35 protein-coding genes are annotated in these 22570 nt (G+C 61.5%); 2 read left to right on the top strand and 33 right to left on the bottom strand.

Annotated elements, in window-relative coordinates:
* Together VK92_RS30130 and VK92_RS30125 are read right to left on the bottom strand one after the other, a co-directional pair.
* Positions 1-2217 carry a cytochrome c biogenesis protein ResB gene (locus VK92_RS30130; protein ID WP_048025736.1) on the bottom strand — a complete coding sequence of 739 codons (2217 nt, stop codon included), beginning with the start codon at positions 2215-2217 and terminating at the stop codon, positions 1-3.
* A 122-nt stretch (positions 2218-2339) separates the two neighbouring features.
* Positions 2340-2993, bottom strand: a complete 654-nt coding sequence (locus VK92_RS30125) for a c-type cytochrome (protein ID WP_042976545.1) — start codon at positions 2991-2993, stop codon at positions 2340-2342.
* Between the two features lie 214 nt (positions 2994-3207).
* Between VK92_RS30125 and yihA the strand changes: the two genes are divergently transcribed.
* Together yihA and hemB are read left to right on the top strand one after the other, a co-directional pair.
* On the top strand, positions 3208-3867 hold the full coding sequence (gene yihA / locus VK92_RS30120; RefSeq protein WP_021161737.1) for a ribosome biogenesis GTP-binding protein YihA/YsxC: 660 nt from the start codon (positions 3208-3210) through the stop codon (positions 3865-3867).
* Positions 3868-4120: 253 nt separating this feature from the next.
* On the top strand, positions 4121-5119 hold the full coding sequence (hemB, locus tag VK92_RS30115; RefSeq protein ID WP_021161736.1) for a porphobilinogen synthase: 999 nt from the start codon (positions 4121-4123) through the stop codon (positions 5117-5119).
* Between the two features lie 95 nt (positions 5120-5214).
* Here the strand turns inward: hemB and dsbD are convergent, their stop codons facing one another.
* From dsbD to rpsJ, 31 genes are all read right to left on the bottom strand, one after another.
* Positions 5215-7065 (bottom strand): protein-disulfide reductase DsbD, encoded by a 1851-nt coding sequence (dsbD, locus tag VK92_RS30110; protein WP_048025735.1) that lies wholly within the window; start codon positions 7063-7065, stop codon positions 5215-5217.
* Positions 7058-7384, bottom strand: a complete 327-nt coding sequence (cutA, locus tag VK92_RS30105) for a divalent-cation tolerance protein CutA (protein ID WP_021161734.1) — start codon at positions 7382-7384, stop codon at positions 7058-7060. Before cutA ends, dsbD begins: the two co-directional genes overlap by 8 nt.
* Before the next feature lie 208 nt (positions 7385-7592).
* The gene (rplQ, locus tag VK92_RS30100) at positions 7593-7988 is read right to left on the bottom strand and encodes a 50S ribosomal protein L17 (RefSeq protein ID WP_006477175.1); all 396 of its coding nucleotides are present in this window, start codon (positions 7986-7988) and stop codon (positions 7593-7595) included.
* 148 nt (positions 7989-8136) lie between these two features.
* Positions 8137-9114, bottom strand: coding sequence for a DNA-directed RNA polymerase subunit alpha (locus VK92_RS30095; protein ID WP_006477176.1), 978 nt, complete (start codon positions 9112-9114; stop codon positions 8137-8139).
* Positions 9115-9238: 124 nt separating this feature from the next.
* Entirely contained in the window at positions 9239-9862 is a 624-nt protein-coding gene (gene rpsD / locus VK92_RS30090; RefSeq protein ID WP_021161733.1) for a 30S ribosomal protein S4, read from the bottom strand.
* A gap of 154 nt (positions 9863-10016) precedes the next feature.
* Complete coding sequence (rpsK, locus tag VK92_RS30085) at positions 10017-10418, bottom strand: 30S ribosomal protein S11 (protein ID WP_004197937.1); 402 nt, start codon at positions 10416-10418, stop codon at positions 10017-10019.
* A 28-nt stretch (positions 10419-10446) separates the two neighbouring features.
* Positions 10447-10812 carry a 30S ribosomal protein S13 gene (gene rpsM / locus VK92_RS30080; RefSeq protein WP_006400641.1) on the bottom strand — a complete coding sequence of 122 codons (366 nt, stop codon included), beginning with the start codon at positions 10810-10812 and terminating at the stop codon, positions 10447-10449.
* Positions 10813-10850: 38 nt separating this feature from the next.
* The gene (gene rpmJ, locus VK92_RS30075) at positions 10851-10967 is read right to left on the bottom strand and encodes a 50S ribosomal protein L36 (RefSeq protein WP_004199844.1); all 117 of its coding nucleotides are present in this window, start codon (positions 10965-10967) and stop codon (positions 10851-10853) included.
* 20 nt (positions 10968-10987) lie between these two features.
* On the bottom strand, positions 10988-11206 hold the full coding sequence (infA, locus tag VK92_RS30070; RefSeq protein ID WP_004521905.1) for a translation initiation factor IF-1: 219 nt from the start codon (positions 11204-11206) through the stop codon (positions 10988-10990).
* Positions 11207-11214: 8 nt separating this feature from the next.
* Positions 11215-12564, bottom strand: a complete 1350-nt coding sequence (gene secY / locus VK92_RS30065; protein WP_006482915.1) for a preprotein translocase subunit SecY — start codon at positions 12562-12564, stop codon at positions 11215-11217.
* 41 nt (positions 12565-12605) lie between these two features.
* Entirely contained in the window at positions 12606-13040 is a 435-nt protein-coding gene (gene rplO, locus VK92_RS30060) for a 50S ribosomal protein L15 (protein ID WP_006482880.1), read from the bottom strand.
* 26 nt (positions 13041-13066) lie between these two features.
* On the bottom strand, positions 13067-13249 hold the full coding sequence (gene rpmD / locus VK92_RS30055) for a 50S ribosomal protein L30 (protein ID WP_006400644.1): 183 nt from the start codon (positions 13247-13249) through the stop codon (positions 13067-13069).
* Between the two features lie 15 nt (positions 13250-13264).
* On the bottom strand, positions 13265-13783 hold the full coding sequence (gene rpsE, locus VK92_RS30050) for a 30S ribosomal protein S5 (protein WP_006482895.1): 519 nt from the start codon (positions 13781-13783) through the stop codon (positions 13265-13267).
* Positions 13784-13797: 14 nt separating this feature from the next.
* Complete coding sequence (gene rplR / locus VK92_RS30045) at positions 13798-14163, bottom strand: 50S ribosomal protein L18 (RefSeq protein ID WP_006477183.1); 366 nt, start codon at positions 14161-14163, stop codon at positions 13798-13800.
* 12 nt (positions 14164-14175) lie between these two features.
* Entirely contained in the window at positions 14176-14706 is a 531-nt protein-coding gene (rplF, locus tag VK92_RS30040) for a 50S ribosomal protein L6 (protein ID WP_006758786.1), read from the bottom strand.
* A gap of 18 nt (positions 14707-14724) precedes the next feature.
* Positions 14725-15120, bottom strand: coding sequence for a 30S ribosomal protein S8 (rpsH, locus tag VK92_RS30035; RefSeq protein WP_006477185.1), 396 nt, complete (start codon positions 15118-15120; stop codon positions 14725-14727).
* Positions 15121-15134: 14 nt separating this feature from the next.
* Positions 15135-15440, bottom strand: coding sequence for a 30S ribosomal protein S14 (gene rpsN, locus VK92_RS30030; protein ID WP_011350676.1), 306 nt, complete (start codon positions 15438-15440; stop codon positions 15135-15137).
* A gap of 7 nt (positions 15441-15447) precedes the next feature.
* A complete protein-coding gene (rplE, locus tag VK92_RS30025; RefSeq protein ID WP_006482882.1) occupies positions 15448-15987 on the bottom strand; it encodes a 50S ribosomal protein L5 in 540 nt (179 codons plus the stop codon).
* Positions 15988-16003: 16 nt separating this feature from the next.
* Entirely contained in the window at positions 16004-16312 is a 309-nt protein-coding gene (gene rplX, locus VK92_RS30020) for a 50S ribosomal protein L24 (RefSeq protein ID WP_006477187.1), read from the bottom strand.
* Positions 16313-16321: 9 nt separating this feature from the next.
* Positions 16322-16690: a 50S ribosomal protein L14 gene (rplN, locus tag VK92_RS30015; protein WP_006482918.1), complete on the bottom strand. Its 369-nt coding sequence runs from the start codon at positions 16688-16690 to the stop codon at positions 16322-16324.
* A gap of 309 nt (positions 16691-16999) precedes the next feature.
* Positions 17000-17272, bottom strand: a complete 273-nt coding sequence (gene rpsQ, locus VK92_RS30010) for a 30S ribosomal protein S17 (protein ID WP_006477189.1) — start codon at positions 17270-17272, stop codon at positions 17000-17002.
* The gene (gene rpmC, locus VK92_RS30005) at positions 17269-17463 is read right to left on the bottom strand and encodes a 50S ribosomal protein L29 (RefSeq protein ID WP_006400652.1); all 195 of its coding nucleotides are present in this window, start codon (positions 17461-17463) and stop codon (positions 17269-17271) included. The genes rpsQ and rpmC overlap by 4 nt, the downstream gene beginning before the upstream one ends.
* A gap of 9 nt (positions 17464-17472) precedes the next feature.
* Positions 17473-17889, bottom strand: a complete 417-nt coding sequence (gene rplP / locus VK92_RS30000) for a 50S ribosomal protein L16 (RefSeq protein ID WP_006482873.1) — start codon at positions 17887-17889, stop codon at positions 17473-17475.
* 2 nt (positions 17890-17891) lie between these two features.
* Positions 17892-18692, bottom strand: a complete 801-nt coding sequence (rpsC, locus tag VK92_RS29995; protein ID WP_006482899.1) for a 30S ribosomal protein S3 — start codon at positions 18690-18692, stop codon at positions 17892-17894.
* An 11-nt stretch (positions 18693-18703) separates the two neighbouring features.
* Positions 18704-19033: a 50S ribosomal protein L22 gene (gene rplV, locus VK92_RS29990; RefSeq protein ID WP_004199272.1), complete on the bottom strand. Its 330-nt coding sequence runs from the start codon at positions 19031-19033 to the stop codon at positions 18704-18706.
* A 12-nt stretch (positions 19034-19045) separates the two neighbouring features.
* Positions 19046-19321, bottom strand: coding sequence for a 30S ribosomal protein S19 (rpsS, locus tag VK92_RS29985; RefSeq protein WP_004199273.1), 276 nt, complete (start codon positions 19319-19321; stop codon positions 19046-19048).
* A 10-nt stretch (positions 19322-19331) separates the two neighbouring features.
* Positions 19332-20159, bottom strand: coding sequence for a 50S ribosomal protein L2 (rplB, locus tag VK92_RS29980; RefSeq protein WP_006482900.1), 828 nt, complete (start codon positions 20157-20159; stop codon positions 19332-19334).
* A 2-nt stretch (positions 20160-20161) separates the two neighbouring features.
* Positions 20162-20476 carry a 50S ribosomal protein L23 gene (gene rplW, locus VK92_RS29975; protein WP_004199275.1) on the bottom strand — a complete coding sequence of 105 codons (315 nt, stop codon included), beginning with the start codon at positions 20474-20476 and terminating at the stop codon, positions 20162-20164.
* Entirely contained in the window at positions 20473-21093 is a 621-nt protein-coding gene (gene rplD, locus VK92_RS29970; protein WP_006477192.1) for a 50S ribosomal protein L4, read from the bottom strand. Before rplD ends, rplW begins: the two co-directional genes overlap by 4 nt.
* Positions 21093-21743, bottom strand: a complete 651-nt coding sequence (gene rplC / locus VK92_RS29965) for a 50S ribosomal protein L3 (RefSeq protein ID WP_006482922.1) — start codon at positions 21741-21743, stop codon at positions 21093-21095. Before rplC ends, rplD begins: the two co-directional genes overlap by 1 nt.
* Positions 21744-21921: 178 nt before the next feature.
* On the bottom strand, positions 21922-22233 hold the full coding sequence (gene rpsJ, locus VK92_RS29960; protein WP_004199280.1) for a 30S ribosomal protein S10: 312 nt from the start codon (positions 22231-22233) through the stop codon (positions 21922-21924).
* Positions 22234-22570: the final 337 nt, after the last annotated feature.

Below are 22570 nucleotides of genomic sequence, written 5' to 3'. Positions count from 1 at the left end.
TTACCGGGTGGAATTCTCGGAATCGGAACCGCCGCCGGCAGGCGAGCGGGCCGTCGATGCCGCACCGGCCGGCGCGGCATCGCGAGGTGCGGCGTGCAAGGCGGCACCGGCCGCGTCGCGCGTCTGCACGTATTCTTTCTCGAAATCGAAGGTCTTGCGGGCCGTGGACATTGCCATCACCACATCGACGCCCGAACCGGCGTCCTTCAGCCAGAACCAGAGGCGCCGCTCGCGCACGTAGAACATCGAGAAGATGCCGGCGACCAGCAGCAGGCTGCCAAGATACACCAGATTCTTGCCGGGTGCGCGCGTCAACTGAAATACCGAAGCTTGCACCTGCTTGAATGAGTCAAGTTGCAAATAGACCGGCGATCCATACAAAAAGCTGTCAGATAGCGCGTTGATCGCGTTCTGTACGAAACGGATCGTGTCGGTGCCCTGCTGTGCCGCCGACTCCCCCGCACGCTCGCGCGCGATCTGCCAGACCTCCCACATCGAGCCTTCGAGCATCCGCAGCAGCAGGCTCGCGGCCTTCTCCTGCTCGGCCTTGGGCACCGAGCGATCGATGAACGTCGCCACGGCCTGGAAGCCGCCGATCGGCTGGCCGTCGGCGCCGCGGCCGACGCTGTCGTCGCTCGCCGCAAACAGGGTCAGCACCTTCAACGCGCTGTCCTGCAGGCGGCCGCGCAGCGATGCGTCGGTGCCCGGCAGCGAACGCTGCGCGAAGCGCGCGGCGGCTTCGGCGCGCACGGAGGGATCCTCGAGCGCGGCGCGCAGGTGCATCCATTCGCCGATCGAATCCTGGCTGTCGGCCGGAATCCGCATGTAGCGGAACGGGTCGTTCGGGCTCGTGCGCACGCCGGCGAGGAACACGCGCTCGCCGTTCATGTCGACGGGCAGCATGTAGTTGTTGAATTCGCGCGCCTGGCCGTCCTTGCCGCGAATCTTGTACTGCACGGACGGGCCGATGTTGTGGAGCTGCGTCGGCTTCGACGTCTTCGCGCCGGAGCCGAGCCGTTCGTCGAACACTTCCTTCAGCGAGCTCGTCGTCGCCACACCACGCACGTCCGGCTTGCCGTTCGCGTCGGCCATGTTCTCGACGTTGATCGCGCGGAAATCGGCGAACTCGATCGTGTCGCCGTCGGCGCCCGGCATCTGCAGCGGCGCCGAACTGCCGATCGTGCCCTGCACGGGGAAGGTCTTCGCGTTGCCGCCCGTCATCGGATAGGCCGTCATCTGCATCTGCGAGCCGCCGTCCTGGAAGCTCGACTGGTAGATCGACACACCCTTGTACGTGAACGGCTTGTTGACCTCGACGCGCGCCGGGATTTTCCGGCCGGTCTCGCGATCGATCACGACGATGTCGCTCGCGAACAGTTTCGGCATGCCCGTCGTGTAGTAGTCGACGATGAACTTGTTGAGCTGGATCGAGAACGGCAGGTCCTGGATCAGCGAGCCGCTCGGCTGGTTCAGGATCGCGGTCGACACGAACTGGCCCTCGGGCACCCACGCGTAGCCGCGGAACGTCGGGTTCGACGCGGACAGGCGATGGTCGGGCGAGATCTCGCTGATCGTCGCGCTCGTGTTGACCGGGCTCTTGCCGAACATCCACATCTGGAATTTGATCGGCAGGTTGCTGTCGAGCAGGCCGCCGATACAGATCACGACGATCGCGAGGTGCGCGGAGATGTAGCCCCACTTGGTCATCGCGCCGCGCTTCGCGGAGATCAGCGTCGCGCCGTCGTTTTCGCGCACGACGTGCTTGTAGCCGGCCTTGGTGACGAAAGTGGCGAGCGTTGCCGTGACGGTCGCGCGCGTGCCGGAAGCCGTGTACTCGGCCTTGTGGTGGAAAGCCCGCAGGCTGCCTTCGCGAACCTTGTCCTTCCAGCTCTTTGCATCGGCGAGCATCTTCGGTGCGTTGCGGATCACGCACAGCGAGATCGACACGACGAGGAAGATCAGGATCAGCATGAACCACCACGCGCTGTACACGTTGTACAGGCCGAGCGAGCGGAAGATGTCCGCCCAGAACGGCCCGAACTGGTTCACGTAATTCGGATACGGATCGTCCTGGGTCAGGACCGTGCCGATGATGCTCGCAATCGACAGCACCACCAGCAACGCAATCGCGAAGCGCATCGAGCTCAGCAGCTCGACCGCGCGCTTCGACGCACCCTGACCCGACTTCGACTGCAACCCCGACGTGGTAACGCTCATTCAAACTCCGACTGACAACAAAAAAGGGCAAGGCGGCCGCGACTGCGCGGCGCCCCACCCTTTTCTTGTTCTGACTCCGGCCGCCCTTCGGGCGCCCGGTCATTTCATTCGCGGCTGACCGCTCAACGCAGGCCCGCGATGTAATCCGCGACGGCCTTGATCTCGTTGTCCGACAGCCGCGTCGCGATCTGATGCATCGCCTCGTTGTTGTTGCGCGCGCCGGCACCCTGCTGGAACGCGGTCAACTGCGCGACCGTGTAATCGGCCCACTGCCCCGACAGACGCGGGTACTGGACCGGGAGACCCTGCCCTGTCGGCCCGTGGCAGCTCGCGCAGGCGGGTACGCCCTTCTCCGCGATGCCGCCGCGATAGATCTTCTGGCCGATCGGCACAGTCGCCGCATCGCGTGCGGTGCCGAGCTTCGTCGTCTGCGACCCGTAGTACGCGGCGACGTTGCGCATGTCGTCCGCGCTCAGCGCGCTCGCGAATCCGACCATCACCGCGTTGGTCCGCGCCGGCCCCTTCGCGCCCGGCTGCGTCTTGAAGTCGTTCAACTGCTTGACCAGATATTCGGGATGCTGGCCGGCAAGCTTCGGGAAACTGCCCGACGCGCTATTGCCATCGGCACCGTGACACGATGCGCACACCTGCCCGGCAATCGCCTTGCCGCGGTCGAGATCCGGCTTTGCCGCCTCCGCCGCGTTTGCCTCCGCCACGAAACCTACGAACCCTGCTGCAACCTGAAGCACCATCAGAGACTTGCACAGTCGATTCATTCGCACACCCTGTTTCGTCTTGTGGGAATTTGAGGTTCTGCAAAAAACGACGGCGTTCAGTCTACCGCAGAAGCCACATAAAAGCGCGAGGCAGGCGCCCGGTGTCCTTCGGTAAAACCGCCGTATTGTACAATATCGTGTTGAAAGCTCCCGCGCCTATCGGGGCTACCCCGCCTCCACCAAGCGGCTCGCGCCGCCCGTCCTTCCGGTTCCCATGGCCTTTCTGCTCCATCAAGCCCGCTTCTACACGACCGTCAACCATCTGCGCGACCTGCCGCCGACGGTCCAGCCGGAAATCGCGTTCGCGGGCCGCTCGAATGCCGGCAAGTCGACGGCGATCAACGTGCTGTGCAACCAGAAGCGGCTGGCCTTCGCGTCGAAGACGCCCGGCCGCACGCAGCATATCAACTACTTCTCCGTCGGCCCGGCCGCCGAGCCCGTCGCGAATCTCGTCGACCTGCCCGGCTACGGCTACGCGGAAGTGCCCGGCGCCGCCAAGGCCCACTGGGAAATGCTGCTGTCGTCCTACCTGGCAACCCGCTCGCAGCTTTGCGGCCTGATTCTGATGATGGATTCGCGCCGCCCGCTGACCGACCTCGATCGCCGCATGATCGAGTGGTTCGTACCGACCGGCAAGCCGATCCACACGCTGCTGACGAAGTGCGACAAATTGACGCGGCAAGAAAGCATCAATGCGCTGCGGACCACGCAAAAGGGGCTCGATGCGTATCGTGACCAGGGCGTCCAGGGCAAGCTGACGGTCCAGCTGTTCTCTGCGATGAAGCGCACGGGGCTCGACGAGGCGCACGAACTGATCGAGAGCTGGGTGCGGCCGTCCGCCGCCGACGAAAAAAGCGAGCCTGTAGCACAATGATCGGGCAACGCGCGGCCGGGATCGGCGGCGCGCACCTGACGGCGCCTGCGGATTCGGCCGGCTCATAAAAAAACCCGCCGTTGAACGGCGGGTCAAACAGCCTAATCGAAAAACGACAGGCACCCGCTCAGGGAGGAGAAGCGGGGAGCTGCACGCGACGCGTGCCGCTCGATCGCTATCATATACCAACGCTCCCGAAAATGACCGAAGGGTTCCGTAAGGTCCTTCTTGCCCTGATTTCTACCCAATCGCCATGAGCTTTCATCCGCTTCATCGTCCGCGCCGGATGCGCCGCGACGACTTCTCCCGGCGCCTGATGCGCGAAAACCGCCTGACCACCGACGACCTGATCTATCCGGTATTCGTCGTCGAAGGCACCAACGAACGGCAGCCGGTGCCGTCGATGCCCGGCGTCGAACGCGTGTCCGTCGATCTGCTGATGCATGTCGCCGAGCAATGCGTCGAACTCGGCGTGCCCGTGCTGTCGCTGTTCCCGGCCATCGAGCCGTCGGTGAAAACGCCTGACGGCCGCGAGGCAGCCAACCCGGAAGGCCTGATCCCGCGCGCGGTGCGCGAGCTGAAGAAGCGCTTCCCCGAACTCGGCGTGCTGACCGACGTCGCACTCGATCCGTACACGAGCCACGGCCAGGACGGCGTGCTCGACGAGAACGGCTACGTGATCAACGACGACACGATCGAGATCCTGATCGATCAGGCACGCGCACAGGCGGAAGCCGGCGTCGACATCGTCGCGCCGTCGGACATGATGGACGGCCGCATCGGCGCAATCCGCGAGATGCTGGAAAGCGACGGCCATATCCATACGCGCATCATGGCGTATTCGGCCAAGTTCGCATCGGCGTTCTATGGCCCGTTCCGCGACGCGGTCGGCTCGGCGTCCAATCTGGGCAAGGGCAACAAGATGACCTACCAGATGGATCCGGCGAACAGCGACGAAGCGTTGCGCGAAGTGCGCCTCGACATCGACGAAGGCGCCGACATGGTGATGGTCAAACCCGGCATGCCGTATCTCGACATCGTGCGCCGGGTGAAGGACGAGTTCCGCTTCCCGACCTACGTGTACCAGGTGAGCGGCGAATACGCGATGCTGAAGGCCGCCGCGATGAACGGGTGGCTCGACCACGACAAGGTCGTGCTCGAATCGCTGCTCGCGTTCAAGCGTGCGGGCGCCGACGGCGTGCTCACGTACTTCGCACTCGACGCCGCACGCCTCCTGAAAGCGCAGCGCTGAGCCACGCGCCGGCAGCGCCACGAAAAACGGCGGGACACTTCGGTGTCCCGCCGTTTTCGTTTGCAGTCGGTGTACAAGCCACCGACAAGCGTGCGCTACACCGTTGGTACCGCCGCGCGATCGAGACTGCGCAGAAACGTCTCGGCCGCCTGATAGCCGACCACACGGCCGATTTCGTTGCCGTTGCGATCGAAGAAGATGATGCCCGGCGGCCCGAACAGGTTGAAGCGCTTGAGCAGCGCCTGGTCGTCCGGATTGTTCGCGGTGACGTCCGCACGTACCAGGTGAAGCTGCGCGAGCCGCGCCTGCACACGTGAATCCGTGAACGTCAGATGCTCCATCTCCTTGCAGCTCACGCACCAGTCGGCGTAGAAGTCGAGCATCACGGGCTGGCCCGACGTCTTCAGCAGCGCGTCGAGTTCGCCGCTGGAGCGCACCGACGCGAACGCCGGCCCCTGCTGCCCGGCAGCCGCACCGGCTGCCGACACATCGCCCGACTCGACCGTGCGCGCAGCAAGGACAGCCAGCGGCTTCACGGGGTCGTTGGAGCCCGCTGCAAGACCGACCAGCAGCGTCGCCGCCCAGATCGCGAGCGCGGCGCCGAGGCCACGGCCGAGGCGGCGCCAGATCGACGCGGCTCCGGCATGCGGCGTGAACAGGCCAAGCGCCGCGGCCGCGATGAGCAGCCACAACGCGGCGAGCACCATCTTCAGGCCGCCGGCCAGCACCGGCCACACGATCCACAGCGCGGCCGCGAGCAGCACGATGCCGAAGAACACCTTCACGCCGTCCATCCATGCACCTGCGCGCGGCAGCACCGTACCCGCACCGATGCCGACCACGAGCAACGGCACGCCGAGCCCCAGCCCCATCGCGAACAGCGCGGCACCACCGAGCAGCGCATTGCCCGTGTGTGCGATGAAAGCGAGCACCGCGAACAGCGGCGCCGTCATGCATGCGCCGACCACCAGCGCGGACAACGCGCCCATCGCGGCAACCGCAACGAAGTGACCGCCCTGTCGCGCGCTCGACACTTCGGCTGCACCGTTCTGCCAGCGCGCGGGCAGCGCGATGTCCTTGCCCGAAATCAGCGATACCGCGAACGCGGTGAGCAGCACGCCGAACGTGCCGAGCACCCACGGGTTTTGCAGCCACGCGCCGAGGCTCTGGCCGACCAGCGCCGCGGCGATGCCCAGCACCGTATAGACGAGCGCCATACCGACCACGTACGTCAGCGACAGCGCAAAGCCGCGCGCATGCGTCGCGCGCGTGCCCTGGCCGATGATGATCGCCGACACGATCGGGATCATCGGGTACGAACACGGCAGGAGGCTCAGCACGACGCCCGCGACGAAATACAGCGCGACGATCGTGAAGAAGCCGTGCCCCTCGAGCAGCGACTGCGCGAAATCGGCGCTCGTGACCTTGTCGAACCAACTGCCCTCGGCAGCCGCATCGCCCGAAGACGAGGCCGCACCCAGCGCGGCGCCGTCGACCTTCACGACGTGCTCGGCGGGCGGATAGCAGATCCCTTCGTCGGCGCAGCCCTGCGACGTCACCGCGAGCTCGAACGGCCCCGACGCCTGCTTGACGGGCACGTGAACGACGACTTCGTCGCGGTAGGTCTCGACATTCTTCTGGAACGTCTGGTCGAACTTCACGTGGCCGGCGGGGAACTGCGGCTCGCCGAGCGTCGCCTGCCCGCTCTTCACCGCGAACGCGAACCGCTCGCGGTACAGGTAATAGCCGTTGGCGACCTTGAAGCGGACGTCCACCTGCCCCGGCGATTCGCTCGCGCTGAACTTGAACGCCACCGACGGATCGAGGAAATCGTCGGCCGCGCGCGCGACCGACAGGCCGCCGCCCAGCACGAGCATGAACGACAACAGGACTGCGAGGAACCGCAGCGCGCGCACGCGCACGGAAAGCGCCATACCGTTAAACATGAAATAGACGTTGAGTTTCGCTGGTCACCCACTGGCCGTAGGCGGCCGAGGCCGTCGCCTGCCACGAGACGATTTCAGGTGTCTCGTATGGATGATGCGCGAGAATAAATCGCTCCAGTTCGAGCGCCCGCACGGGGCTCGTCTTGAACAGCAACTGGATCTCGTCGGCCGTTTCGACCTTGCCCTGCCAGTGATAGCGCGACCTGATCGCACCGAGCTCCGACACACACGCGGCAAGCCGCGCATCGAGCGCACCGGCGGAAAGCGCTTCGGCGGTCGCGGCATCGGGCACCGTCGTCAGCATCAGCACCACTATCATCCGCATCCTCCTGGCTGGTCTATCGGCACCTGACTCCTGCCGACGCACATTGCCCACCCGGGAGCGCACCGGCTGCCCCGTATCGTAGCGCAGCCCGCGCAACGCTGCCGGCACCACCCTGCGACAATCGATCGCAGCCGCCGCTTCAAAAACAAAAAGGGCCAAGCAATTGCTCGGCCCCTTTCAGATACTGCTGCGTACCGGAAGCTTATTCAGCTTCTTGCACGTTTTCCGTTTCGTCGACTTCCGGACGATCGAGCAGTTCGACCAGTGCCATCGGTGCGTTGTCGCCCACGCGGAAGCCGAACTTCAGCACGCGCAGGTAGCCGCCCGGACGGTTCGCGAAACGCGGACCGAGCACGTCGAACAGCTTCGCCACCGAGTCACGATCGCGCAGGCGGTTGAACGCCAGGCGACGGTTTGCCAGCGACGGCTTCTTGCCGAGCGTGATCAGCGGTTCGACGACTTTACGGAGTTCCTTCGCCTTCGGCAGCGTCGTCTTGATGACTTCGTGCTCGATCAGCGAGTTGGACATGTTACGGAGCATAGCCAGACGGTGGCTGCTCGTGCGGTTCAGTTTCCGCAGACCATGACGATGGCGCATTTCAGTTTCCTTGATTCAAAGTTTTGATCCAGCTCTTCTATCGCACCTCGATGGGTGCACGGGCCGGTAACGAAAAAAGCAAGATGCGGATTTTAAAGGAAAATCCGCATCTTTGCCAACTACAGCAACAGCAGCGCTACAAGCGGGCTTACTTGTCGAGACCAGCCGGCGGCCAGTTTTCGAGCTTCATGCCCAGCGTGAGACCGCGCGAAGCGAGCACTTCCTTGATCTCGTTGAGCGACTTGCGACCGAGGTTCGGCGTCTTCAGCAGCTCGTTTTCCGTGCGCTGGATGAGATCACCGATGTAGTAGATGTTCTCGGCCTTCAGGCAGTTCGCCGAACGAACCGTCAGCTCGAGATCGTCCACCGGACGCAGCAGGATCGGATCGATCTGCGGTGCACGCGACGGCGCTTCGGCTGCCGTTTCCGTGCCTTCCAGCGCCGCGAACACGGACAACTGGTCGACCAGGATGCGGGCCGATTGACGGATCGCTTCTTCCGGCGTGATCACACCGCTCGTTTCGATGTTCATCACGAGCTTGTCGAGGTCGGTACGCTGCTCGACACGTGCGCTTTCAACCGCATAGCTCACGCGGCGAACCGGCGAGAACGATGCGTCGAGGACGATGCGGCCGATGATCTTGGCCGTGTCTTCGCCGTAGCGACGGACGTTGCCGGGCACATAGCCGCGACCCTTTTCGATCTTGATCTGAACGTCGAGCTTGCCACCCTTCGACAGGTGGGCAATCACGTGATTCGGGTTGATGACTTCGCAGTCGTGAGCCAGCTCGATATCGCCGGCCGTGACAACGCCTTCACCTTCCTTGCGCAGCGTAACCGTCACTTCGTCACGGTTATGCAGCTTGAACACCACGCCCTTCAGGTTCAGCAGCAGGTTGACGACGTCTTCCTGCACGCCATCCAGCGTCGAGTACTCGTGCACCACGCCCGCGATCGTCACTTCGGTCGGCGCGTAGCCAACCATCGACGACAGCAGCACGCGGCGAAGCGCATTGCCCAAGGTATGGCCGTAACCGCGTTCGAACGGTTCCATGACCACCCTCGCGTGGTTCTCGCCCAGCGATTCCACGGCGATGATCTTGGGTTTCAGCAAACTGGTTTGCATGGGCTTTCCTTTTCAATACCCTCGGCTCGTTACACCGATAAGGCTGACCGGTAACAACCAGAAAATAAACAGCCGAGGCCCCTCCTTGCGCAACGCAATCGGGGTACCTCGGCCGTCAATCGGATTAACGCGAATACAATTCGACGATCAGGCTTTCGTTGATGTCGCCTGCGATTTCAGCGCGTTCCGGCATTTGCTTGAACGTGCCTTCGAACTTCTTCGCATCGACTGCAACCCAGCTCGGCATGCCGCCTTGCTCGGCCAGCGACAGCGCTTCGACGATACGCGCTTGCTTCTTCGCCTTTTCGCGGATCGCGACGATGTCACCCGCCTTCACTTGCTGCGACGGGACGTTTGCGACGACGCCGTTCACGGTGATCGACTTGTGGCTCACCAGCTGACGCGCTTCAGCGCGGGTCGAGCCGAAGCCCATGCGATACACGACGTTGTCGAGGCGCGACTCGAGCAGTTGCAGCAGGTTTTCACCCGTGTTGCCCTTGCGGCGGTCGGCTTCAGCGAAGTAGCGACGGAACTGACGCTCCAGCACGCCGTAAATGCGCTTGACCTTCTGCTTTTCACGCAGCTGCGTACCGTAGTCGGACGTACGTGCGCCCGAGGTACGGCCGTGCTGGCCCGGCTTGCTGTCGAGCTTGCACTTGTCGGCGAGCGAGCGGCGCGCGCTCTTCAGGAACAGGTCGGTGCCTTCACGGCGGGACAGCTTGGCCTTAGGGCCGATATAACGTGCCACTTTGCATTCCTTTATCAATCAGTCACGCGGATCGAAATCCGCGCTAGTTCGCTCCCTTTGGGGCGAACGGTGGGCTTAGTCAATCAAAAAAGCAACGCCCGTCGACGCTACGCGGCGACAGGCAATGTGCCAGCACGAACGTGCCAGCACATCTTTAGATACGACGACGCTTCGGCGGACGGCAGCCGTTGTGCGGAATCGGGGTGACATCCGAAATCGCGGTGATCTTGATGCCGAGGCCGTGCAGTGCGCGCACTGCCGACTCACGGCCCGGGCCCGGGCCCTTGATCCGCACTTCCAGATTCTTCACGCCGTATTCCATCGCGACGCGGCCAGCCGACTCGGCTGCGACCTGGGCAGCGAACGGCGTCGATTTGCGCGAGCCCTTGAAGCCCTGACCGCCCGACGTCGCCCATGCCAGTGCGTTGCCTTGGCGATCGGTGATCGTGATGATCGTGTTGTTGAACGACGCGTGAACGTGAACCACGCCTTCAGCGACGTTCTTCTTAACCTTCTTGCGAACGCGTTGCGCCGCGGTGTTCGAAGCCTTAGCCATTACGTTTTCCTGTAACTGTCAGTTCCGCTTACTTCTTCAGCGCTTGCGCTGCACGACGCGGACCCTTGCGAGTACGTGCGTTCGTACGCGTACGCTGACCGCGCATCGGCAGGCCCTTGCGATGACGAACACCACGGTAGCAACCGAGGTCCATCAGGCGCTTGATGTTCATCGTCACTTCACGGCGCAGATCGCCTTCGACGACAAACTTGCCCACTTCTTCACGCAGCTTTTCCAAGTCTGCGTCGGTCAAGTCCTTGACCTTCTTCGAAAAATCGACGCCAGCTGCCACGCAGATGCTGCGCGAACGGGTGCGGCCGATACCGAAGATAGCCGTCAGGCCAATCTCGGTATGCTGGTGATTCGGGATGTTAACCCCTGCGATACGAGCCATTGTTTTTCCTCAAACAAAAAGCGCAAACAAACGCGCGGTCAGCCTTGGCGCTGCTTGTGGCGCGGATCCGAGCTGCAGATCACGCGAACGACGCCTTTGCGCTTGATGATCTTGCAATTGCGGCAAATGCGCTTAACCGATGCCATCACTTTCATGATAATACCCTTTTTTCAAATCACTTCGCCCGGAACACGATCCGCGCACGAGACAGATCGTAAGGCGTCAATTCAACCGTCACCTTGTCGCCCGGGAGAATGCGGATGTAGTGCATCCGCATCTTTCCGGAGATATGCCCCAACACGACATGGCCGTTTTCCAGCTTCACGCGGAAGGTCGCATTCGGGAGGTTTTCGATCACCTCGCCCTGCATCTGGATTACATCGTCTTTGGCCATAGTCCTTATTAACGCATTGGGATGTTGCCGCCCTTGAAGTTAGCCTTCTTGAGCAGTGACTCATACTGTTGCGACATAACGTACGACTGCACCTGCGCCATAAAGTCCATCGTGACGACGACAATGATCAGCAGCGACGTTCCACCAAAATAAAACGGCACGTTCCAGCGCAGCACCAGGAATTCCGGCAGCAGACACACGAAGACGATGTAGATCGCACCGGCCAGCGTCAGACGCGTGAGGATGCGGTCGATATATCGTGCGGTCTGATCGCCCGGACGGATACCCGGAACAAACGCGCCGCTCTTCTTCAGGTTGTCTGCGGTTTCCCTGCTGTTGAACACCAGTGCGGTGTAGAAGAAGCAGAAAAACACGATCGCCAGCGTGTACAGCAACACATAGACCGGCTGGCCCGGCTTCAGCGCTTCCGCAACGTTATGCAACGTGTTGGAAATCCAGCTTCCCGTCGGCTGACCGGTACTGAACCAGCCGAGAATCGTTGCCGGGAACAGAATGATCGACGATGCGAAGATCGGCGGAATCACACCCGACATGTTCAGCTTCAGCGGCAGATGCGACGACTGCCCACCGTAGATCTTGTTGCCGACCTGGCGCTTCGCGTAGTTCACGAGGATCTTGCGCTGCCCGCGTTCGATGAACACGACCAGATAAGTCACCGCGGCAATCAGGACGACGATGATGATCGCCGAAATGATGCTCATCGAACCCGTACGCACCAGCTCGAACAACCCACCGACGGCATTCGGGAACCCTGCTGCGATCCCGCCGAAGATGATGATCGAGATACCGTTGCCCAGACCACGCTCGGTAATCTGCTCGCCGAGCCACATCAGGAACATCGTGCCGGTAACCAGCGTCACGACCGTCGTCAGACGGAACAGCATGCCGGGATCGGTGACGAGGCCCGGCTGGTTTTCCAGCGCAGCCGCGATACCGAACGCCTGGAAGGTCGCGAGCACGACGGTGAAATACCGTGTGTACTGCGTGATCTTCCGTTGCCCTGCCTGCCCTTCCTTCTTCAGCGCCTCGAGCTGCGGCGATACGATCGCCAGCAACTGCATGATGATCGACGCCGAAATGTACGGCATGATCCCCAGCGCAAAGATCGTGAAGCGGGAAAGCGCGCCACCCGAGAACATGTTGAACATGCCCAGGATGCCGCCCGCCTGGCTCTGGAACAGCTTAGCCAGTTGATCCGGATCGATGCCCGGCACGGGAATGTGCGCGCCGATGCGATAGACGATCAGCGCCAGGAGCAGGAACATCGCTCGCCGGCGCAGATCGCCGAATTTCGCCGTGCTTCGACCGGGTTTTGCAAGACTCGGGCTGTTAGCCAAGTACCTTCTCCGATGAATGCAAATGACGACGCGCTAGCGTGTCACTCGGCGAACGAACCGCCAGCCGCTTCGATCGCAGCACGCGCACCCTTGGTGGCACCGAGACCCTTCACGACGATCTTGCGCTTCAGTTCGCCCGTCGCGATGATCTTTGCGCTCTTCGTCAGCTCGCCGACCAGGCCGGCTTGCTTCAGTGCGAGCAGATCGATCTCATCGACCGGCAGCTTCTCGAGGTCGCCCAGGCGCACTTCACCGACGAATTCCTTCGTCAGCGACGTGAAGCCGCGCTTCGGCAGACGACGTTGCAGCGGCATCTGACCGCCTTCGAAACCGACTTTGTGGAAGCCGCCCGAACGCGATTTCTGACCCTTGTGACCACGGCCAGCCGTCTTGCCGAGGCCCGAACCGATGCCACGGCCGACGCGACGCTTGGCGTGCTTGGCGCCAGCTGCCGGCTTCAGGTTATTCAATTCCATATCAACTCCTTGATCCGTAGGGCCGCTTACGCGATGACCTTAACGAGGTACGAGACCTTGTTGATCATGCCGCGGACCGCCGGCGTGTCCTGAAGCTCGCTGACCGAGTTGAGTCGGCGCAGGCCCAGGCCACGCACGGTCGCGCGGTGCGATTCGCGGGTCCCGATCAGGCTCTTAACGAGCTGAACCTTGACAGTTTTTTCAGACATGGTGACCACCCGGGCTTAGCCCAAAATTTCTTCGACGGACTTGCCGCGCTTCGCCGCGATGTCTGCCGGGGTGGACTGCTTGCGCAGACCGTCCAGCGTGGCGCGAACGAGGTTGTACGGGTTCGTCGAACCGTGGCTCTTTGCCACGACGTTCTGAACGCCCATCACGTCGAACACTGCGCGCATCGGGCCGCCGGCGATCACGCCCGTACCTGCCTTCGCCGGAGCGAGGAGGACAGCGGATGCGCCATGCTTGCCGTGCACTTCGTGTTGCAGCGTGCCGTTCTTGAGCGGCACCTTGAACATGTTGCGGCGAGCTTGTTCCATTGCCTTCTGGACAGCGACCGGCACTTCCTTCGCCTTGCCCTTGCCCATACCGATGCGGCCATCGCCGTCGCCAACCACGGTCAGTGCGGCGAAGCCGAGAATACGGCCACCCTTCACGACCTTGGTCACGCGGTTGACCGAAATCATCTTTTCGCGAAGGCCGTCGTCGCGCTCGTCAGCCTGAACTTTCGCTTGCATCTTTGCCATGACGAATTCCTTCCTTAGAACTTGAGCCCAGCTTCGCGAGCTGCCTCAGCCAGCGCCTTGACGCGGCCGTGGTAGCGGAAGCCCGAGCGGTCGAAGGCGACGGATTCGATGCCGGCAGCCTTTGCCTTCTCGGCAATACGCTTGCCGATCAGCGTCGCGGCATTAACGTTGCCGCCCTTGCCCGACTTGTCGGCCAGTTCAGCGCGCACTTCTGCTTCGAGCGTCGACGCGCTGGCGAGCACCTTGGTGCCGCAGGGCGAGAACACTTGAGCGTAGATGTGCGTGTTCGTGCGATGCACGGCGAGACGCGCGACCTGCAGCTCAGCGATCTTGATACGCGTCTGGCGAGCGCGGCGCAGGCGAGATTGAGTCTTATCCATGATTGCGCACCCTTACTTCTTCTTCGTTTCTTTGAGGATCACAACCTCGTCGGAATAGCGCACGCCCTTGCCCTTGTAGGGCTCCGGCGGACGGTAACCGCGAACTTCCGCAGCTACTTGACCGACTTGTTGCTTATTGATCCCCTTGATCACGATTTCGGTTTGCGTCGGGGTTTCTGCCTTGACGCCTTCCGGCATCTGGTGCACCACCGGGTGCGAGAAACCCAGCGACAGGTTCAGCTTGTCGCCTTGCGCTTGCGCACGATAACCGACGCCAACCAGCGTCAGCTTGCGCTCGAAACCCTTGGTCACGCCGTGCACGGCATTCGCGATGATCGCGCGCATCGTGCCCGACAGTGCATTTGCTTCGCGGCTTTCATCCACCGGCGACAGGTTCAGCGTGCCGTCGTTGTTCGCCACGTTCACGAGCGGATTGATCGCTTGCGTGATGGTGCCCAGCGGGCCCTTGACGGTGATCGCACCGTCGGCCAGCTTGACTTCCGCGCCTTGCAGCGCGATCGGGCTCTTACCTACTCGAGACATGTTTCTCTCTCCTCGGCTTTAAGCGACGTAGCAGATGACTTCGCCGCCGACGCCGGTAGCGCGCGCCTTGCGGTCGGTCATCACGCCCTTCGGCGTCGACACGATTGCCACGCCCAGGCCGTTCATGACCTGCGGAATGTCGTTACGGCCGCGGTACACGCGCAGACCAGGCTTCGACACGCGCTCGAGGCGTTCGATGACCGGGCGACCTGCGTAGTACTTCAGCGCGATATTCAGTTCGGACTTCGCACCTTCCGCCTTGACGGCGAAATCGTCGATGTAACCTTCGTCCTTCAGGACTTGTGCGATTGCAACCTTGACCTTCGACGAGGGCATCGCAACCGATACCTTCTCGACCATCTGCGCGTTGCGGATGCGAGTCAGCATATCGGCGATAGGATCACTCATGCTCATTTACGTTTCTCCTATTACCAGCTCGCCTTGGTCAGGCCAGGAATCTCGCCACGGAATGCGATTTCACGAATCTTGTTACGCGCGAGGCCGAATTTACGGAACGTGCCACGCGGACGGCCCGTGATCGCGCAGCGGTTACGCTGGCGGGTCGGGTTTGCGTTGCGGGGCAATTGCTGCAGCTCAAGGCGTGCTTCGTAGCGCTCTTCTTCCGACTTGCTTTGGTCTTCGACGATCGCCTTCAGCGCATCGCGCTTTGCTGCGAACTTCGCGACCAGGCGGGCGCGCTTCTTTTCACGTTCGATCAGTGCCAGTTTAGCCACGGTAACCTCAGTTTCTGAACGGGAACTTGAAGCTGGCGAGCAGAGCCTTTGCTTCGTCGTCGGTCTTCGCAGTCGTCGTGATGCTGATGTTCAGCCCACGCAGTGCGTCGATCTTGTCGTAGTCGATTTCGGGGAAAATGATCTGCTCTTTCACACCGATGTTGTAGTTGCCACGGCCATCGAAAGCACGACCCGACACGCCGCGGAAGTCACGCACGCGGGGCAGGGCAACCGTCACGAAACGGTCGAGGAATTCGTACATTGCACGGCCACGCAGCGTCACCATCGCGCCGATCGGGTAACCCTGGCGGATCTTGAAGCCTGCGATTGCCTTGCGTGCCTTCGTCACGACCGGCTTCTGACCAGCGATCTTCGTGAGGTCGCCAACGGCGTTCTCGATGATCTTCTTGTCAGCGATCGCTTCGCCAAGACCCATGTTCAGCGTGATCTTGGTGATGCGCGGCACTTCCATGACCGACTTGTAACCGAACTTCTCGATCAGGCCGGGCACAACCTTTTCTTTGTAAAACTCTTGAAAACGAGCCATTTTTTACTCCGCTGCGTCAGGCGCTCAGTACGGCACCGGTCGTCTTCAGGAAGCGAACCTTCTTGCCTTCCTCGACCTTGATGCCAACACGCGACGCCTTGCCATTCGCGTCGACCAGTGCGACGTTCGAAATATGCAGGGGCATCGTCTTCGCTTCCACGCCACCCGTCGTACCCTTCATCGGGTTCGGCTTCACATGCTTCTTGACGAGGTTGATACCTTCAACCGTCACATGCTCTGCACCGACAGCCAGCACGACGCCGCGCTTGCCCTTGTCCTTGCCAGTGACGACGATGACTTCGTCACCTTTGCGAATCTTGTTCATCGCGACTCCTTACAGCACTTCCGGCGCCAGCGAAACGATCTTCATGAATCGTTCGCTACGCAGCTCACGCGTCACCGGCCCGAAGATACGGGTGCCGATCGGCTCGAGCTTGTTATTCAAAAGCACAGCGGCGTTGCCGTCGAACTTGATCAGCGAGCCGTCTTGACGGCGCACGCCCTTGGCGGTGCGGACCACCACGGCGTTGTAAATTTCGCCTTTCTTCACGCGCCCGCGCGGCGTTGCCTCTTTGACGCTCACCTTGATGATGTCGCCAATGCCGGCATAACGACGCTTCGAGCCGCCGAGCACCTTGATGCACAGGACTTCACGTGCACCCGTGTTGTCGGCTACTTCGAGCCGAGATTCGGTCTGGATCATGGTTTGTCTTTCCCAACTTAATCCGGATGCACCACCATGATGCATTCGGTCAGTCTTGGTCCCGTCAGCCAATCGGCTGCTTGGGTTGGAACAGCAGCGACGGCAAACGAAACCCGCCATCGCAATTCGGTGAATCTTTCGGACAGGCAGGCGCCAGTCCGCTTCCCCCACCAACTTCGCCCGCGACGGGGCTCCCATAAAGAGGGAAGACCAGGATTATAACAAATAACCCTGGTCACGCAAGCAAAAACTTTGCGATTTCAAGCACTTCGTGGAGAAGTGCCCGTTACTGCCTACTGCGCTGCCCGCTTAGATGACGCGAGCGGCTTCGACGAGGCGCGACACCGTCCAGGCCTTCGTCTTCGAAACAGGACGAGTTTCCTGGATTTCGACGAGATCGCCTTCGTTGTAGGTGTTCGCTTCATCGTGCGCGTGGTACTTCTTCGAGCGCACGACATACTTGCCGTAGATCGGATGCTTGACGCGGTGCTCGATCAGCACGGTGACGGTCTTGTCCATCTTGTTGCTGACGACCCGACCGACCAGCGTCCGCTTCAGCGAGGTTTTCACGCTATCGTTCATTTCTGGTTCGCCTTCTGAGTCATGACGGTCCGCACACGTGCGATGTCGCGACGAACCTTCTTCAGCTGGCTCGTGTTCGTGAGCTGCTGGGTCGCGAGTTGCATGCGCAGGCCGAATTGCGCCTTCAGCAGGTCCGCCAGCTCCTTGTTGAGCGCGGCCTGGTCTTTCTGGAGAAGTTCGGAAGCCTTCATGTTTTCTCCTTAGGCGCCGAGCTGGCGCACGATGAATGCCGTCTTGAGCGGCAGCTTGGCTGCAGCCAGACGGAACGCTTCGCGTGCCAGTTCTTCGGTTACGCCGTCCATTTCATAGAGCATCTTGCCCGGCTGAATCTCGGCGACGTAGTACTCCGGGTTACCCTTACCGTTACCCATACGCACTTCGGCCGGCTTCTGCGAAATCGGCTTGTCCGGGAAGATCCGGATCCAGATGCGGCCGCCACGCTTGATGTGACGCGTCATTGCACGACGCGCCGCTTCAATCTGGCGTGCGGTCAAACGACCGCGACCGATCGCCTTCAGGCCGAATTCACCGAACGACACTGCGTTGCCGCGCGTCGCCTTGCCGGTGTTACGACCCTTCTGCTCTTTACGATACTTTCTGCGTTTCGGTTGCAGCATCGTTATTCTCCAGTCTTGCCGTCTTCGGGCTTGCCGGCGCCGCGGCGCGGTGCGCCACGACGAGCACCCGGAGCGCCGCCTTCGCCGTCACGGCGCGGACGACGGTCGCCCGGACGCGCATTGCGACGCGGACGCTTGTCTTCGGCTACTTCTTCCACCACCGGTGCGTCGTTGCGGCCGAGCGTATCGCCCTTGTAGACCCACACCTTGACGCCGATGATCCCGTAAGTCGTCTTCGCTTCCGAAGTCGCGTAGTCGATATCAGCACGCAGCGTGTGAAGGGGCACGCGACCTTCGCGATACCACTCCGTACGAGCGATTTCGATACCGTTCAGACGGCCTGCGCTCATGATCTTGATGCCTTGGGCACCCAGACGCATCGCGTTCTGCATCGCACGCTTCATCGCGCGACGGAACATGATCCGGCGCTCGAGCTGTTGCGTGATCGAGTCAGCGATCAGCTGAGCATCGGTTTCCGGCTTGCGGATTTCTTCGATGTTGACGTGAACCGGCACGCCCATGCGGCGTTGCAGTTCCGTCTTCAGCTGTTCGATATCCTCGCCCTTCTTGCCGATGACCACGCCCGGACGCGAGCTGTAAATCGTGATGCGCGCGTTCTTCGCCGGACGCTCGATGACCACCCGACCGACCGAAGCGTTCTTCAGCTTCTTCTTCAGGTATTCACGAACACCGATGTCTTCCTGCAGCATCGCCGCGAAATTGTTGTTGTTCGCGTACCAACGCGAAGCCCAATTGCGGCTGACAGCCAGGCGGAAGCCAGTCGGATGAATTTTCTGTCCCATCGTATGGCTCCTTAATTCCCGACCGTCACAGTGATGTGACAGGATTGCTTCTCGATGCGGTTACCGCGGCCCTTGGCGCGCGCGGTGAAACGCTTGAGCGATGCAGCCTTGTCGACGTAGATGCTCTTGATCTTGAGCTCGTCGATATCAGCGCCTTCGTTGTGCTCCGCATTCGCGATTGCCGACAGCACAACCTTCTTCACGATGCCAGCCGCCTTCTTCGGCGAGAACGTCAGAACGTTCAGCGCCTTGTCGACCGGCAAACCGCGGATCTGGTCAGCCACAAGGCGCGTTTTCTGCGCCGAGATGCGGGCACCGCGATGAATTGCTTTCACTTCCATCTTGATTGCCCCTTATTTCTTGGCCTTCTTGTCGGCTGCGTGACCCTTGAACGTACGGGTCAGTGCGAACTCGCCAAGCTTGTGGCCGACCATGTTTTCCGAGATGTACACCGGAACGTGTTGACGGCCGTTGTGAACAGCGATCGTCAGGCCGATGAAATCCGGCAGAATCGTCGAGCGACGCGACCAGGTCTTGATCGGCTTTTTGTCGCGCGAAGCTGCAGCCGCCTCAACTTTCTTCAGCAAATGGGCGTCGCAGAACGGACCTTTTTTAACAGAACGTGCCATTGCCTACTCCTTAACGCTTGTGACGGCGCTGGACGATCATCGTCGTCGTGCGCTTGTTGCTGCGGGTGCGGTAACCCTTAGCCGGCGTACCCCACGGGCTCACCGGGTCGCGACCTGCAGCCGTCTTGCCCTCACCACCACCGTGCGGGTGATCAACCGGGTTCATCGCAACGCCACGCACCGTCGGGCGGATACCGCGCCAGCGGTTCGCGCCAGCCTTGCCGATCTGGCGCAGGCTATGCTCTTCGTTGCCGACTTCACCGATCGTTGCACGGCACTCGATGTGCACGCGGCGGATTTCGCCCGAACGCAGACGAACCTGCGCGTAGACGCCTTCACGTGCGAGCAGCATGGCCGACGTGCCAGCCGAACGCGCCATTTGCGCGCCCTTGCCCGGCAGCATCTCGATGCAGTGGATCGTCGTACCGACCGGAATGTTGCGGATCGGCAGCGTGTTGCCTGCACGGATCGGCGCTTCCGAACCCGACATCAGCTGTTGGCCGACGGTCAGGCCCTTCGGGGCGATGATGTAGCGACGTTCGCCGTCTGCGTAGAGCACCAGCGCGATGTTCGCGCTGCGGTTCGGGTCGTACTCGAGACGTTCGACCTTTGCCGGGATGCCATCCTTCGTGCGACGGAAATCGACGATACGGTAGTGCTGCTTGTGACCACCACCCTTGTGACGCGTGGTGATACGGCCATTGTTGTTACGGCCGGCGGTCGAGCTCTGCGAGTCGAGCAGTGCCGCGAACGGCTTGCCCTGGTGCAGGTTCTTGTTGACCACCTTGACCATCGCGCGGCGACCCGGCGATGTCGGCTTAACTTTAACGATTGCCATGATTACTTGGCCTCCGCTTCAAAGTTGATTTCCTGGCCGGGCTTCAGGCAAACGTACGCCTTCTTCACGTCCTTGCGGCGGCCCATCGAACGGCCGAAGCGCTTTTGCTTGCCCTTCTGAACCAGCACGTTGACCGAATCAACTTCAACCTTGAACAGCAGCTCGACAGCCGCCTTCACTTCCTGCTTCGTGGCATCCGGTGCGACTTCGAACACGACTTGCTCGTTCTTGTCGGCAACCAGCGTCGCCTTTTCCGAGATCACCGGTGCGAGCAGGACCTGCATCAAACGATGATCGTTCTTGCGAATCTCGCTCATGACAGCAACTCCTCGATCTGGGCGACCGCAGCCTTCGTGACCAGCACTTTCTTGAAGTAGATCAGCGACAGCGGGTCAGCGTAGCGCGGCTCGACAATCGCCACGTGCGGCAGGTTGCGCGAAGCCAGGTACAGGTTCTCGTCGACCGTGTCGGTGATGATCAGCACGGAGTCGAGACCCATGGTCTTGAATTTGTCGGCCAGCAGCTTGGTCTTCGGCGCTTCGAGGATGATGTCCTCGACGACCGACAGACGGCCTTCACGGGCCAGCTGCGAGAAGATCGAGCAGAGACCTGCGCGATGCATCTTCTTGTTGACCTTGTGCGAGAAGTTTTCTTCCGGCGAATTCGGGAAGATACGACCACCGCCACGCCACAGCGGGCTCGACGACATACCGGCACGAGCACGGCCCGTACCCTTCTGGCGCCACGGCTTCTTGGTCGTGTGCTTGACTTGCTCACGGTCCTTCTGTGCGCGGTTACCCTGGCGAGCATTCGCCTGGTAAGCGACGACGACCTGGTGGATCAGCGCTTCGTTGTAGTCACGACCGAACACGACGTCCGATGCGTTGACCACTGCACCTTCCTGACCATTTTCGTTCAGGAGCTTGAGTTCCATTATTTCGCCCCCTTGGTCTTGACGGCCGGCGTCACGAAGACCTTGCCGCCCTTCGCGCCCGGAATCGCACCCTTCACGAGCAGCAGCTTGCGCTCTGCGTCGATACGAGCGATTTCGAGGTTCTGCACCGTCACCGTCACGTCACCCATGTGACCCGTCATGCGTTTACCCGGGAAAACACGACCCGGATCCTGCGCCATACCGATCGAGCCCGGCACGTTGTGCGAGCGCGAGTTACCGTGCGTCGCACGGCCGGAGGAGAAGTTGTAACGCTTGATCGTACCGGCGTAGCCCTTACCGATCGACACGCCTTGCACGTCGACCTTCTGGCCCACTTCGAAAAGATCAGCACCGACCACGGCGCCATTCGACAGCTCAGCTGCCTTGGCCGCGTCAATGCGGAATTCCTTGAGGATTTCACCGGCTTCGACACCGGCTTTGGCGAGATGACCTGCCAGCGGCTTCGTCACGCGCGATGCACGACGGGAGCCGAATGCAACCTGCACGGCCGTGTAGCCGTCGGTTTCAACAGTCTTGATCTGCGTCACGCGGTTGTCCGACACGTCCAGCACGGTGACGGGAATCGAATCCCCTTCAGCCGTGAAGATACGGGTCATGCCAACCTTGCGACCTACGAGTCCAAGGCTCATCATTTTCTCCATTCCCGACTGCGATTGGTCGGGGCTGATTTACAAAATGCCGGGCACGCAAGGCCCAACTTTTTTACGCGAATACGCGAAAAGCCAAGCAGTATAGCCCGACTCCTCGATTTCCGCAAGCAATACAAAGACTTAGCGCCACCCGGCAAGCCGGAAGGCGCCGAAAGCCTTACTGCAGCTTGATTTCCACGTCGACGCCAGCCGGCAGGTCGAGCTTCATCAGCGCGTCAACCGTCTTGTCGGTCGGATCGACGATGTCCATCAGGCGCTGGTGGGTACGGATTTCGAGCTGATCGCGCGACGTCTTGTTGACGTGCGGCGAACGCAGGATGTCAAAACGCTGAATGCGCGTCGGCAGCGGCACCGGGCCACGGACGATTGCGCCAGTCCGCTTCGCGGTATCGACGATTTCGGCAGCCGATTGATCGATCAGACGATAGTCGAAAGCCTTCAGGCGAATGCGGATTTTCTGTTGCTGCATGACGATTCCTTGAAAAGAGCGAGGCGATGTTGCACCGCCGGACACTAAAAGAACGCGAAACCTGCTGCCTGCGGGGAGCGAAGCGACAGGTTCCGAACGGTACTTCCACTGCTAAGCCCGCGATTCTACACGAAAAATCGGAGAGGTGGTGCGGGTTTGTCAATGTGTGTGGCAGCACCCCATAAAGAAAAACCGGGTGCCAGCGCAAGCTGAACACCCGGTTTCGACGGTACAACTGCATACCGCGGGATCGCGGATCCCGGAAGGACCCGCGGATCGTCGATCTTAGTCGAGGATCTTGGCGACGACGCCGGCGCCGACCGTACGGCCGCCTTCA

It is taken from the genome of Burkholderia sp. LK4 (assembly GCF_001043615.1).
In the GTDB taxonomy this organism is placed as follows: domain Bacteria; phylum Pseudomonadota; class Gammaproteobacteria; order Burkholderiales; family Burkholderiaceae; genus Burkholderia; species Burkholderia cepacia.
Note: the sequence above shows the minus strand (reverse complement) of the source record. Positions and strands in the feature narration are given on the sequence as shown.

Coding starts and splice junctions, on each gene's coding strand:
- rpsE (WP_006482895.1), bottom strand. CDS start 13,783: ATGGCAAAGATGCAAGCGAAAGTTCAGGCTGACGAGCGCGACGACGGC.
- rplF (WP_006758786.1), bottom strand. CDS start 14,706: ATGTCTCGAGTAGGTAAGAGCCCGATCGCGCTGCAAGGCGCGGAAGTC.
- rplP (WP_006482873.1), bottom strand. CDS start 17,889: ATGCTGCAACCGAAACGCAGAAAGTATCGTAAAGAGCAGAAGGGTCGT.
- rpsS (WP_004199273.1), bottom strand. CDS start 19,321: ATGGCACGTTCTGTTAAAAAAGGTCCGTTCTGCGACGCCCATTTGCTG.
- cutA (WP_021161734.1), bottom strand. CDS start 7,384: ATGATAGTGGTGCTGATGCTGACGACGGTGCCCGATGCCGCGACCGCC.
- yihA (WP_021161737.1), top strand. CDS start 3,208: ATGGCCTTTCTGCTCCATCAAGCCCGCTTCTACACGACCGTCAACCAT.
- dsbD (WP_048025735.1), bottom strand. CDS start 7,065: ATGTTTAACGGTATGGCGCTTTCCGTGCGCGTGCGCGCGCTGCGGTTC.
- rplW (WP_004199275.1), bottom strand. CDS start 20,476: ATGAGCGAGATTCGCAAGAACGATCATCGTTTGATGCAGGTCCTGCTC.
- rplN (WP_006482918.1), bottom strand. CDS start 16,690: ATGATCCAGACCGAATCTCGGCTCGAAGTAGCCGACAACACGGGTGCA.
- rpmC (WP_006400652.1), bottom strand. CDS start 17,463: ATGAAGGCTTCCGAACTTCTCCAGAAAGACCAGGCCGCGCTCAACAAG.
- rplD (WP_006477192.1), bottom strand. CDS start 21,093: ATGGAACTCAAGCTCCTGAACGAAAATGGTCAGGAAGGTGCAGTGGTC.
- rplO (WP_006482880.1), bottom strand. CDS start 13,040: ATGGAATTGAATAACCTGAAGCCGGCAGCTGGCGCCAAGCACGCCAAG.
- rplB (WP_006482900.1), bottom strand. CDS start 20,159: ATGGCAATCGTTAAAGTTAAGCCGACATCGCCGGGTCGCCGCGCGATG.
- VK92_RS30095 (WP_006477176.1), bottom strand. CDS start 9,114: ATGCAAACCAGTTTGCTGAAACCCAAGATCATCGCCGTGGAATCGCTG.
- rpsJ (WP_004199280.1), bottom strand. CDS start 22,233: ATGCAGCAACAGAAAATCCGCATTCGCCTGAAGGCTTTCGACTATCGT.
- rplQ (WP_006477175.1), bottom strand. CDS start 7,988: ATGCGCCATCGTCATGGTCTGCGGAAACTGAACCGCACGAGCAGCCAC.
- rpsC (WP_006482899.1), bottom strand. CDS start 18,692: ATGGGACAGAAAATTCATCCGACTGGCTTCCGCCTGGCTGTCAGCCGC.
- rpsQ (WP_006477189.1), bottom strand. CDS start 17,272: ATGAACGATAGCGTGAAAACCTCGCTGAAGCGGACGCTGGTCGGTCGG.
- hemB (WP_021161736.1), top strand. CDS start 4,121: ATGAGCTTTCATCCGCTTCATCGTCCGCGCCGGATGCGCCGCGACGAC.
- rpsM (WP_006400641.1), bottom strand. CDS start 10,812: ATGGCTCGTATCGCAGGGGTTAACATCCCGAATCACCAGCATACCGAG.
- infA (WP_004521905.1), bottom strand. CDS start 11,206: ATGGCCAAAGACGATGTAATCCAGATGCAGGGCGAGGTGATCGAAAAC.
- rplV (WP_004199272.1), bottom strand. CDS start 19,033: ATGGAAGTGAAAGCAATTCATCGCGGTGCCCGCATCTCGGCGCAGAAA.
- rpmD (WP_006400644.1), bottom strand. CDS start 13,249: ATGTCTGAAAAAACTGTCAAGGTTCAGCTCGTTAAGAGCCTGATCGGG.
- rplX (WP_006477187.1), bottom strand. CDS start 16,312: ATGAACAAGATTCGCAAAGGTGACGAAGTCATCGTCGTCACTGGCAAG.
- rpsK (WP_004197937.1), bottom strand. CDS start 10,418: ATGGCTAAGGCTTCGAACACCGCGGCGCAACGCGTTCGCAAGAAGGTT.
- rplR (WP_006477183.1), bottom strand. CDS start 14,163: ATGGATAAGACTCAATCTCGCCTGCGCCGCGCTCGCCAGACGCGTATC.
- rplC (WP_006482922.1), bottom strand. CDS start 21,743: ATGAGCCTTGGACTCGTAGGTCGCAAGGTTGGCATGACCCGTATCTTC.
- rpmJ (WP_004199844.1), bottom strand. CDS start 10,967: ATGAAAGTGATGGCATCGGTTAAGCGCATTTGCCGCAATTGCAAGATC.
- rpsH (WP_006477185.1), bottom strand. CDS start 15,120: ATGAGCATGAGTGATCCTATCGCCGATATGCTGACTCGCATCCGCAAC.
- VK92_RS30125 (WP_042976545.1), bottom strand. CDS start 2,993: ATGAATCGACTGTGCAAGTCTCTGATGGTGCTTCAGGTTGCAGCAGGG.
- VK92_RS30130 (WP_048025736.1), bottom strand. CDS start 2,217: ATGAGCGTTACCACGTCGGGGTTGCAGTCGAAGTCGGGTCAGGGTGCG.
- rplE (WP_006482882.1), bottom strand. CDS start 15,987: ATGGCTCGTTTTCAAGAGTTTTACAAAGAAAAGGTTGTGCCCGGCCTG.